This window comes from Shimia sp. (genome assembly GCF_041624275.1).
Lineage (GTDB): Bacteria > Pseudomonadota > Alphaproteobacteria > Rhodobacterales > Rhodobacteraceae > Shimia.
The window spans coordinates 1-10,896 of the sequence record NZ_JBFJVE010000099.1 but is presented as its reverse complement, the minus strand read 5'-3'; the positions used below and the strand labels follow the sequence as shown (position 1 = coordinate 10,896).

Sequence of the window (10,896 nt, the reverse complement as noted above, 5' to 3'; positions counted from 1 at the left end):
GAGGTTGTGCCCGAGCTGACGCCGGAAGAGAAACGCGCCGCCGAAGTGGCCGCTTTCAAGGCACAGACCAAGAGCCAGGTCACCCTGTTGGCGGTGGGCGGTGCCCTGCTGCTGGGGGTGGGGCTGATCGCGCCGGCCAGCTTCATGCAGCATTTCATCGTCTTCGTGCTTGCGGTCTTCGTCGGCTTCCAGGTGATCTGGGGCGTGGCGCACAGCCTGCACACGCCGCTGATGGCGGTCACCAATGCCATCTCGTCGATCATCATCCTCGGCGCCCTGATGCAGATCGGCTCGGGCTCCTTCCTGGTGATCCTGCTTGCCGCGCTTTCGGTCTTCATGGCCGGGATCAACATCTTTGGCGGCTTCCTCGTGACACGGCGCATGCTCGCCATGTTCCAGAAATCTTAAGGGAGTCGGGATCATGGAATTCGGATTCACCACGGCGGCCTATGTGGTCGCGGCAGTTCTCTTCATCCTCAGCCTCGGCGGGCTCTCGGGGCAGGAAAGCGCCAAGCGCGCGGTCTGGTACGGCATTGTCGGCATGGGGCTCGCGGTTGCGGCCACCCTGATCGGCCCCGGCGCCGGCCTGTGGTGGCTGTCGGTGCCGCTGATCGCGGCCGGTGGCCTCATCGGCTACATGCTGGCCTCCAAGGTCGAGATGACCCAGATGCCGGAACTGGTGGCCGGCATGCATGCGCTGGTCGGCCTGGCGGCGGTCTTCGTCGGCTTCAACGCCCATTTCGAGATCGGCAACGCGGCGGCGGCGGTGGCGGCCGGCGGCGATGCCATCAAGGAGCTGGGCGCCTTCGGCAAGCTGATCGCCAAGAAATCGCCGATCGAGATCAACATCCTGCTGGTCGAACTGTCGCTTGGCGTCTGGATCGGTGCGGTGACCTTCACCGGCTCGGTGATCGCCTATGGCAAGCTCTCGGGCAAGGTCACGAGCGCCGCGACCAAACTGCCCGGCGGCCACATGCTGAACGCCGGCGCGGCGGGCCTCTCCTTGCTGTCGCTGATCTGGTACCTCAACTCGGGCGGCATCCTGCCGCTGTTGATCCTGACCGTGATGGCGCTGTTCATCGGCTATCACCTGATCATGGGCATCGGCGGCGCCGACATGCCCGTCGTGGTCTCGATGCTGAACAGCTATTCGGGCTGGGCGGCGGCGGCGATCGGCTTCAGCCTGGGCAATGATCTGTTGATCGTGGTCGGCGCGCTGGTCGGCTCTTCGGGTGCGATCCTCAGCTACATCATGTGCAAGGCGATGAACCGTTCCTTCGTCTCGGTGATCCTCGGCGGCTTCGGCGGCACCGCGGGACCGGCGATGGAAGTCGAAGGCGAACAGATCGCCATCGACGCCGAGGGCGTGGCCACGGCGCTGGACGAGGCCGACAGCGTCATCATCATCCCCGGCTACGGCATGGCGGTGGCGCAGGCGCAGCAGAATGTCGCCGAGCTGACCCGGCGCCTGCGCGCCAAGGGCAAGGAGGTGCGTTTCGCCATCCACCCGGTGGCGGGCCGTCTGCCCGGGCATATGAACGTGCTCCTGGCCGAGGCCAAGGTGCCCTATGACATCGTGATGGAGATGGACGAGATCAACGACGACTTCCCGTCGACGGATGTGGCCATCGTCATCGGCTCGAATGACATCGTCAACCCGGCGGCCCAGGACGACCCCAACTCGCCGATCGCCGGCATGCCGGTGCTGGAATGCTGGAAGGCGAAACAGGTCTTCGTGTCGAAACGCGGCCAGGGCACCGGCTATTCCGGCATCGAGAACCCGCTGTTCTTCAAGGAGAACACCCGCATGTTCTACGGCGACGCCAAGGCCAGCCTCGACACCCTGCTGACGATGGTCAACTGACCGCCGCAAGGCCATTCACATCACCGGCAAAGGCGCTCTGGACACAGGGCGCCTTTTCCTTTGGCGGTGCGCGAGCGGCACCGTGGGGAGCCTCCGGCGGGGATATTTCGGGCAAGAGAAAGCTGATTTGTCGTGCAATTGCAGGGGCTTGCCTGTTCTGTATACTTATGTATTCGGCTAACATATTGAAAAATAACATTTTTTCTTTACAAATCCTGCCCGGTGGGTAGGGTGCGCAGATATCAGGAGAGCACCATGACCCCGATCGAAGACCATCCGCTGCGCTACCGGCTTGCCAATGAGCTGCATGCGCGGCCGTTTCCCACCCTGCAGGCGCCCTGCACGGCGGTGTTCCTGGCGATCAAGCAGCCGGTCAACGCCGTCGGGCGCGATCGCGACCAGGACCTGGCCCATCTGGTCTCTCTTCTGGATCGTCACGGGGTGGCGCATCCGCAGCCCGGGGCGACGCATTACTCGGGGCAGATCGGGCGCCACGTGCTGAAATGGGAGCAGCATACCGAGTTCGTCACCTACACTGTCTTCACGCCGGGGCTGAGTGCCCGGGCCTTCGATCCGACGGATTTCGAGGTCTTTCCCGAGGACTGGCTGGCCCAGGCGCCCGGCCTGCGGGTGACCTCGGCGCTGATCCGGATCGAGGAGCGCCCGGCCAAACAGGTGCTGGACGCCTGTCTCGGCGAGTGGTTCGTGCCCGAGAGCCTGGCGGTGTCGGAGGTCCTGGACGATGCGGCGGTGATCGCCACCGATTTCCGCATCAACCCGGACGGCCACATGCGCATGGCGGCCTTTGTCTCGCCGGGCACCGGGGAGCGGCGGGTCGGGCGCATCGTGCAGCGGCTGTGCGAGATCGAGACCTACAAGAGCATGTCGATGCTGGGCTTTGCCCGGGTGCGGGCGCTGGACGGGCCGATCGGCGAGGTCGAGAAACGGCTGAACCACCTGATGGCCCAGATCACCCGCGGCGACACGGCGCCCGAGGTGACGCTGGACGCGTTGCTGCAAAGCTCGGCCGAACTGGAGAACATGATCGCCGAAAGCTCGTTCCGTTTCGGCGCCACCTCGGCCTATGAGGCGATCGTCGACCAGCGGGTCTCGGTGATGCGCGAGCGGCGTTACAACGGGCGTCAGAGCTTTGCCGATTTCATGATGCGCCGCTATGATCCGGCGATGCGTACCGTGGCCTCGACCAAGAAGCGCATGGAGGCGCTGGCCCACCGGGCGATGCGGGCCGGCGAGATGCTGCGCACCAAGGTCGACGTGAGCCGTTCGGCCCAGAACCAGGCGCTGCTCAAGAGCATGGACCGGCGCGCCGATCTGGCGCTGCGCCTGCAGGAGACGGTCGAGGGGCTTTCGGTGGTGGCGATCAGCTATTACGCGGTGTCGCTGGCCTCTTACGCCGCCTACCCGGCGGCGCAGGCGCTGGAGATCTCCAAGGGGCAGTTGACCGCGATGCTGACCCTGCCGGTGGTGCTTGTGGTGTGGTGGCTGGTGCGCCGGATCCGCAGCCGCATGCATTGAGACCCGCCCCCCCCGGGGGGGCGGTCTGCCTGTCGCTCAGCGGCCGCGGATGCGCGGGTCGAGCGCGTCGCGCAGCCCGTCGCCGAGATAGTTGACGCTGAGCACGGTGAGCGAGATCGCCAGACCGGGCAGCACCACCCGTTCGGGGTATTGGTCCATGCGCGGCACCGAATCGGCGAGCATCTTGCCCCAGGTCGGGAAATCGGGCGGGAAACCGACGCCGAGGAAGGACAGGGCGCTTTCGGTGATGATCGCCGTCGCCAGGCCCAGCGTGGCCGAGACCATGATCGGCGAGATCACGTTGGGCAGCAGGTGGCGGCGGATGATGGCGCCGGGCGTGGTGCCGATCGAGCGCGCGGCAAGGATGAACTCGCGTTCCTTCAGCGCCAGCACCTCGGAGCGCACGATGCGCGCGGTCTGCATCCAAGAGGTGACGCCGACGACGCCGACGATGAGGATGAACATGCCGGTCTCGGGGCCGAAACCGGCCCTGAGCTGATCGCGGAACAGGGTCACCGCGACCAGCAGCAGCGGCAGGATGGGCAGTGACAGCACCAGGTCGGTGAAGCGCATCAGCGGCCCGTCGAGGCGTTTGAAATAGCCTGCCAGCACCCCGATCGAGGTGCCGATGCCAAGCGCCAGGATCATCGCCACCCAGCCCACCGCCATCGAGGTGCGCCCGCCGACGATCATGTTGGCCAGCGCATCGCGCCCGAGATTGTCGGTGCCCAGCGGGTGGGCCCATTGCACCTTGGCGCCGCTGTCCCAGATCGCGGTATAGATCGGGCGCACATCCTTGTTGCGGATGTCGAGCTTTTGCGGATCCAGCGTCCAGACGTATTCGCCGATCAGCACCGCGAGGGTGATCAGCAGCAGGAAGCCGCCGCCCATCAGCGCCCCCTTGTGCTTGCGGAACTGGTCCCAGACGTCGCGCCATTGCGATTGCGGCGGCTCGCTGGGGCCACTGTCCTGCAGCGCTTCGATTTTCCGGACAGGCTCAGTCATAGCGGATCCTCGGGTCAAGGACGCCGTAGAGGACGTCGGCAATGAGGTTGAAGATCACGATCAGCACCGCGATCATGAAGGTCAGGGTCTGCACCGAGGGCAGGTCATTGGCAAAGAGCGCGTTCAGCAGCTGATCGCCGATGCCGTTCACCTTGAACACCACCTCGGTGATGATGGCGCCGCCGAAGATGCCGGGGACGCCGAGGGCGATGGCGGTGACCACCGGGATCATCGAGTTGCGCAGCACGTGGACCAGCACCACGATCTTTTCCGGCAGCCCCTTGGCCCGCGCCGTGCGCACGTAGTCCTGGTTCAGGTTGTCGAGCATCGAGGCGCGCATGAACCGGCTGATCTGGGCCGTGGTCTGCAGCGCCAGCACCATCACCGGCATGATCATCTGGCGCAGCTGCGTCTTGAAGCTGGCCCAGTCCTCGACCACATGGGTGGTGTCATAGACCGAGGGGAACCAGCCCAGCTGCACGGCGAAGACCATGATCAGCAGCGGGCCGGTGAAAAACGGCGGGATCGAGAAGCCGATCATGGTGACGAAAGTGCCCGACTGGTCAAAGATCGAATATTGCCGATAGGCCGAATAGATGCCGATCGGCAGCGCGATCAGGATGCCGACGATATAGGACATGCCCACCACCCACAGGGTCTGGGGCAGACGCTGAGCCACCATGTCCATCACCGGCGAGCGGGTCTGCCAGCTGAGAATGCGCTGTTTTCCCTCGGCAAAACCGGTGCCGAAGATATTGTCGAACAGCACCTGGGGTTCGATCCAGAAGAACTGGACCAGCCACTTCCAATAGCGGATATGCAGGGGCTCTCCGAGTCCCAGCGCCTCGCGCATCTTGGCCTTGACTTCGGGCGGCACCGTGAGCGGCACCTGGGCCATCGGGTCGCCGGGGGCAAGTTCGAGCAAGAGGAAGATCACGAGACTGATGAACAAAAGCGTCGGTACGGCGAGGATCAGTCGTCGTATGGTGAATGTCAGCATGAACGGCGCCTTTGCAGGTCGGTCTGGGATTGGGGTCGGCGGCGTGCCGGGCAGAAGAGAAGACGCCCCCCGTGCAGGCAGGGGGGCGTCCGGTTTTAGGTCGGTTTACTTGATGCGGTACCAGTCGGCCGCATTCCAGAGCTCGGAATCCCAGGTGTTCAGGACCACGCCGCCAAGGCTCTTGGCATGGGCCGACACGCGGCCACGATCGACCAGCGGCACCACGGTATAGCTGTCCTTGGTCAGCATCTCGTTCATCTTCTTGGCCAGCGCATAGCGCTGTTCAAGATCCGAGGTGCGGCCCAGTTCGTCGATCAGCTTGTCGTAGTCCGGGTTGCAGAACCGGTTGATGTTCTCACCCTGCCACTGGCTTTCCGGCTTGGGTTCGTTGCCGCAGCGATACATCGACAGATAGGCCTGCGGATCGGTGCCATCGAAGTTGTTGGCATACATTTCCACGTCGGCATAGAACTTCTGGAAGGTGTCGGGTGAACCCGGATCGCCGCCGAAGAAGACCGAGGCGTTGAGGTTGCGCAGCTCGGTCTCGACACCGATTTCACCCCACCATTGCTTGATCAGCGCCTGGAAGTCCTGACGCACGGCATTGGTCGAGGTCTGGTAGAGGATCGACAGGCGCACGCCATCCTTGGCGCGAACACCGTCCGACCCCCGGACCCAGCCGGCATCGTCCAGCAGCTTGTTGGCGCCGGCGATATCCTGGGTCAGGCAGTCGGTGTTGTCCGAGGCGTAGACCGCCGGGCCCGGCACCAGGTTGCAGGTGGGGCGGCCGGCCTGGCCATAGCCGACTTCGACCAGCAATTCGCGGTCGATGGCCATCGACAGCGCCTTGCGCACGTTGATGTCGGACAGGAAGGGGTGCGGCGCCTTGACCGTCGAGCGGGTGTCGGCGTCAAGCGACGGGCTCGGGTCGGTCATGTTCATCTCGAGCCGCTCGACCAGCGAGCCGAAGGCCGCGATCGGGGTGCCCTTGCCGCCCTCGGCCATCTTGGCCAGAACGTCGGGGGCCAGCTGCAGGTTCCAGGCATAGTCGAATTCGCCGGTCTCGAGCACCGCGCGGCCCGCCGCGGTGGCATCGCCGCCACCCTTGAAGGTCAGCGAGGCAAAGGCCGGCTTGGCCGGGTCGCGATAGTTCGGGTTGGCCGACATCGAGATCACGTCATTGGGCTTGAACTCGTCGACCACGAAGGGGCCGGTGCCGATCGGGCCGAAGTTGGCCGCGGTGCATTCCGGGGCCTTGGCGCCCATGCAGTCCGCGAACTGAGCGGCCTGGATGATCGGCGACTGGCCGCCCATGAAGGGACCATAGGGGTTGGGCTTGGGTTCCGAGAAATTCACCCGCACGGTCAGGTCGTCGATGATCTCGACGGTGTCCACGCCATCGAACTTGGCGAGCTGGGCACAGCCGCCCTCGGGGTGCATGCAGTAATCGGCGGTGAACTTGACGTCGGCCGAGGTGACGGCGGTGCCGTCGGACCACAACAGGCCCTCTTTCAGCTTCCAGGTGATCGACTTCAGGTCTTCCGAGACGCCGCCATTGGCGACGGTGGGAATCGCCTCGGCCAGATAGGGCACCAGCGCGCCGTCGGGGTCGTAGCGGCCCAGAGGCTCGATCACCAGCGAGGCCGATTCGATATCCTTGGTGCCGCCCGACAGGAACGGGTTCAGGATCGAGGGCGCCTGCCAGTAGATGATGTTCACCTGGCCGTCCGATCCGCGTTCCGCGAAGGCGGCCGGGGCCAGTGCCGTGGCCGCCACGGCCCCCAGCAACAGTGACTTGATTTTCATGTCTCACTCCATGTTGGGCACATTGTCTGTGCTTGTGAACCGGCGCCATTTTTCGGCGCTCGGGTGGTTTTGTCGTAAGAGGTCGGGCAATGCGGCACACGCATGGATTGCGTCCTGTCAGATTTCCCCCTCGCAACTGGGCTCATCTCAGACCAAGGTGCGGCAAATTGCAACCCTTGGCGACGGGTTTACGCTACGCAAGCCTGGCGCGCGCGGGCCAGGTGTTTGACAGCACCGTGGCGCTGTCGTTAGCGTCCGTGCCAGGAGCCGCAGACATCACGGGGACCTTTGCCGATGTTGGACAATGCCATCGCATCCATCGAAAACCTTCGGGTCGAGTTTCAGACCAAATCCGGCCCCGTGACCGGCGTCGAGGACGTGTCGTTTCAGGTCAGGCCCGGCGAAACGGTTTGTATTGTTGGCGAATCCGGCTCGGGCAAGTCGGTGTCCAGCCTGTCGCTGATGCGGCTGGTCGAGTTCGGAGGCGGGCAGATCGCCGCCGGCCGCCTGATCTTCGACCGCGAGAAAGCGGGCGAAATCGACCTGGCGCAGACCAGCCAGGATCTGATGCGCACGATTCGCGGCAACGAGATCGGGATGATCTTTCAGGAGCCGATGACCGCCTTGAACCCGGTGTTCACGGTCGGGCGCCAGCTGACCGAGGGGCTGCGGCTGCACAAGGGCATGAGCCGGCAGGCGGCCGAGTCGCGGGCACTGGAACTGCTGCGGCAGGTGCGCATCCCCGAACCCGAACGGCGCATCCGGCAGTATCCGCATGAACTCAGCGGCGGCATGCGCCAGCGGGTGGTGATTGCCATGGCGATGGCCTGCGAGCCGCGGCTGCTGATCGCGGACGAGCCGACCACGGCGCTGGACGTCACCATCCAGGCCGAAATCCTGGCGCTGATGGACCGGCTGAAGCGCGAGACCGGCACCGCGGTGATGTTCATCACCCATGACATGGCGGTGGTGGCGCAGATGGCCGATCGCGTGGTGGTGATGTTCCGCGGCAACAAGGTCGAGGAGGGCACCGTTCAGGAGGTCTTCGAGAACCCGCAGCACGACTACACGCGGGCGCTCCTGGCCGCGGTGCCGAAGCTGGGCGAGATGCGCGGCACCGACCTGCCGCGCCCGATGAAGCTGTTCGGCGACGACAGCCGGGAAACCGCCGAGATCCCCGGCACCCGAGAGCCGATCCTGACGGTGCGCAACCTGACCACGCGGTTTCCGGTGCAGGGCGGGCTTTTGCGGCGCACCGTGGCCAATGTGCACGCGGTCGAGGATGTGTCCTTTACCGTGAACAGGGGCCAGACCCTGTCGCTGGTCGGCGAATCGGGCTGTGGCAAATCGACGGCGGGCCGGTCGATCCTGCGTCTGGTCGAGCCGCTCTCGGGCCGGGTCGAGTTCGACGGCCGCGATGTGCTGGCGCTGAACCAGAAGGATCTGCATCGCGCCCGACAGGACATGCAGATGATCTTCCAGGATCCCTTTGCCTCGCTCAACCCGCAGATGCAGCTGATGGAACAGGTCGCCGAGCCGATGCGCAACTACGGCACCCACAGGGGCAGCGCGCTGCAGGACCGGGTGGCGATGCTGTTCGACCGGGTGGAACTGCCGCGCAGTTTCATGAAACGCTATCCGCATGAATTGTCCGGTGGCCAGCGGCAGCGGATCGCCATTGCCCGCGCGCTGGCGCTGAACCCGAAACTGATCGTCGCCGACGAGGCGGTGTCGGCGCTGGATGTCTCGGTGCAGGCGCAGGTGCTGAACCTGATGATGGAACTGCAGGCCGAGCTGGGCCTGTCCTATCTGTTCATCAGCCATGACATGGCGGTGGTCGAACGGGTCAGCCACCATGTCGGGGTGATGTATCTGGGCCGCATCGTCGAGATCGGCCCCCGGCGCGCGGTGTTCGAGAATCCGCAGCACCCCTATACCCAGGCCCTGATGAAGGCGGTGCCGGTGGCCGATCCGCGTCAGCGCAGGTCGGAACGGGATCTCAATTTCAAGCCGATCCCCTCGCCGATCCATCCGCTCGGCTATGACCCGGCTGCCAGCCAGTACCGCGAGGTGTCGCCGGGGCATCTGATCCTGACCACCGACAGCGGCTATTGAAGGTGCGCGCCGTCCCGGATTCGCCTGCTTTGGCATGGCTGCACAGCGGCGGGCGCAGGCCCGGCCGCCGCGGCAAAGGCGCGAAATGATGCCCGGCTTTCCGATCTCGCTGGCCAACCCGGTCGAACATGGCGGGCCGCTGCCCGAACAGGCCGACGTGGTGATCATCGGCGGCGGCGTGATCGGCGTCAGCGCCGCCTATTACCTGGCCCGCAGGGGGCTGCGCCCGGTGGTTCTGGAGAAGGGCAGGGTGGCCGGCGAGCAATCGTCGCGCAACTGGGGCTGGATCCGCCAGCAGGGCCGCGACCTGGCCGAACTGCCGATCATGATCGAGGCCCGCCGCCTGTGGTGCGAACTGGCGGCGGAGCTGGACGAGGACATCGGCCTGACCCCCTGCGGGCTGAGCTTTCTCGGCCGCAGCGATGCGGATGTGGACCGCTACGAGGCCTGGCTGAAAGAGGCGGCGCCGATGGGGCTGGACAGCCGGGTGCTGGGAACGGCCGCGCTGGAGGCGCTGATCCCGGGCATGAGCCACCGCTATCGCGGCGCGCTGCACACGCCCTCGGACATGCGGGCCGAGCCGTTTCTGGCGGTGCCGGCGCTGGCGCGGGCGGCGGTGCGGGCCGGGGCGGTGATCGTCGAGGGCTGCGCGGCGCGCTGTCTTGATCTCGGCGGCGGGCGCATCACCGGCGTCGTCACCGAGCAGGGGCTTGTCAGGGCGCCGCAGGTGATCGTTGCCGGCGGCGCCTGGTCCTCGCTGTTCCTGCGCAACGAGGGGATCGACATTCCGCAGCTGTCGGTGCGCGCCACGGTGGCCGCCACCGCGCCCCTGCCAGAGATCCATGCCGGCGGCGCCACCGATGACCGGCTGGCCTTTCGCCGCCGCATGGACGGCGGTTACACGCTGGCGGCCTCGGGCTATCACGAGACTTTCATCGGCCCCGATTCCTTCCGTCATTTCACGACCTACCTGCCGCAGCTGCTGAACCGCCCCTTTGCCCGCGCCTACCGGCTGCGCGGACCGGCGGGCTATCCCGACGGCTGGCGCACCCGGCGGCGCTGGCGCGGCGATGCGGTCACGCCCTTCGAGCGCATGCGCATGCTTGACCCGGCGCCCAATGCCGCCAAGGTGGCCGAGATCCGCGCCGGCTTCGAGACCCTGCTGCCGGCCCTGGGCGAGGTGCGGATCACCGCCGCCTGGGCCGGGATGATCGACGCCATGCCCGACATCGTGCCGGTGGTCGACCGGGGGCCGATCGCGGGTCTGCTGATCTGCACCGGCATGTGCGGGCACGGATTCGGCATCGGCCCCGCCTTTGGCCGCATCATGGCCGACATGGTCCGCGACGCGCCGCTCGGCCATGACCTGTCGCGATTCCGGCTGTCGCGTTTCTCGGACGGCTCGAGGCTGGTGCCGGGGCCCGACCTTTGAACCACCGGTCGCGACCGGCGGAACGCGGGGAAACCCCTCTTCCTGCTTGAAGCGCCGCCGCCGGGATGTATCTTCTGAGCGGAGAGGCCGGCGCAGGATGGGATATCTTTCTGCCGCGGCCGACACTGACGAGGCGAT

General features: G+C 65.9%; 8 protein-coding genes. 5 read left to right on the top strand and 3 right to left on the bottom strand.

Annotated features, from left to right (window positions below):
• From ABZD10_RS09290 to ABZD10_RS09280, 3 genes are all read left to right on the top strand, one after another.
• Window positions 1-408, top strand: a 408-nt coding sequence (locus ABZD10_RS09290) for a proton-translocating transhydrogenase family protein (protein ID WP_372886018.1), incomplete at its 5' end; no start/stop codon positions are given.
• A 13-nt stretch (window positions 409-421) separates the two neighbouring features.
• Complete coding sequence (locus ABZD10_RS09285; protein ID WP_372886016.1) at window positions 422-1,864, top strand: NAD(P)(+) transhydrogenase (Re/Si-specific) subunit beta; 1,443 nt, start codon at window positions 422-424, stop codon at window positions 1,862-1,864.
• Between the two features lie 255 nt (window positions 1,865-2,119).
• The gene (locus ABZD10_RS09280) at window positions 2,120-3,400 is read left to right on the top strand and encodes a DUF3422 family protein (protein WP_372886015.1); all 1,281 of its coding nucleotides are present in this window, start codon (window positions 2,120-2,122) and stop codon (window positions 3,398-3,400) included.
• 36 nt (window positions 3,401-3,436) lie between these two features.
• Here the strand turns inward: ABZD10_RS09280 and ABZD10_RS09275 are convergent, their stop codons facing one another.
• From ABZD10_RS09275 to ABZD10_RS09265, 3 genes are all read right to left on the bottom strand, one after another.
• Window positions 3,437-4,405, bottom strand: coding sequence for an ABC transporter permease (locus ABZD10_RS09275; RefSeq protein ID WP_372886013.1), 969 nt, complete (start codon window positions 4,403-4,405; stop codon window positions 3,437-3,439).
• Entirely contained in the window at window positions 4,398-5,405 is a 1,008-nt protein-coding gene (locus ABZD10_RS09270; protein WP_372886011.1) for an ABC transporter permease, read from the bottom strand. The genes ABZD10_RS09275 and ABZD10_RS09270 overlap by 8 nt, the downstream gene beginning before the upstream one ends.
• Window positions 5,406-5,510: 105 nt before the next feature.
• Window positions 5,511-7,211, bottom strand: a complete 1,701-nt coding sequence (locus ABZD10_RS09265) for a peptide ABC transporter substrate-binding protein (RefSeq protein WP_372886009.1) — start codon at window positions 7,209-7,211, stop codon at window positions 5,511-5,513.
• A gap of 294 nt (window positions 7,212-7,505) precedes the next feature.
• Here ABZD10_RS09265 and ABZD10_RS09260 point away from each other — a divergent pair, with 294 nt between their 5' ends.
• Together ABZD10_RS09260 and ABZD10_RS09255 are read left to right on the top strand one after the other, a co-directional pair.
• A complete protein-coding gene (locus ABZD10_RS09260; protein ID WP_372886008.1) occupies window positions 7,506-9,326 on the top strand; it encodes an ABC transporter ATP-binding protein in 1,821 nt (606 codons plus the stop codon).
• Window positions 9,327-9,414: 88 nt separating this feature from the next.
• The gene (locus ABZD10_RS09255) at window positions 9,415-10,758 is read left to right on the top strand and encodes an NAD(P)/FAD-dependent oxidoreductase (protein WP_372886007.1); all 1,344 of its coding nucleotides are present in this window, start codon (window positions 9,415-9,417) and stop codon (window positions 10,756-10,758) included.
• Window positions 10,759-10,896: the final 138 nt, after the last annotated feature.

Excerpts from the sequence above, each read along its gene's own strand:
- ABZD10_RS09265 (WP_372886009.1), bottom strand. The coding sequence starts at position 7,211 with ATGAAAATCAAGTCACTGTTGCTGGGGGCCGTGGCGGCCACGGCACTG.
- ABZD10_RS09280 (WP_372886015.1), top strand. The coding sequence starts at position 2,120 with ATGACCCCGATCGAAGACCATCCGCTGCGCTACCGGCTTGCCAATGAG.
- ABZD10_RS09275 (WP_372886013.1), bottom strand. The coding sequence starts at position 4,405 with ATGACTGAGCCTGTCCGGAAAATCGAAGCGCTGCAGGACAGTGGCCCC.
- ABZD10_RS09260 (WP_372886008.1), top strand. The coding sequence starts at position 7,506 with ATGTTGGACAATGCCATCGCATCCATCGAAAACCTTCGGGTCGAGTTT.
- ABZD10_RS09270 (WP_372886011.1), bottom strand. The coding sequence starts at position 5,405 with ATGCTGACATTCACCATACGACGACTGATCCTCGCCGTACCGACGCTT.
- ABZD10_RS09285 (WP_372886016.1), top strand. The coding sequence starts at position 422 with ATGGAATTCGGATTCACCACGGCGGCCTATGTGGTCGCGGCAGTTCTC.
- ABZD10_RS09255 (WP_372886007.1), top strand. The coding sequence starts at position 9,415 with ATGCCCGGCTTTCCGATCTCGCTGGCCAACCCGGTCGAACATGGCGGG.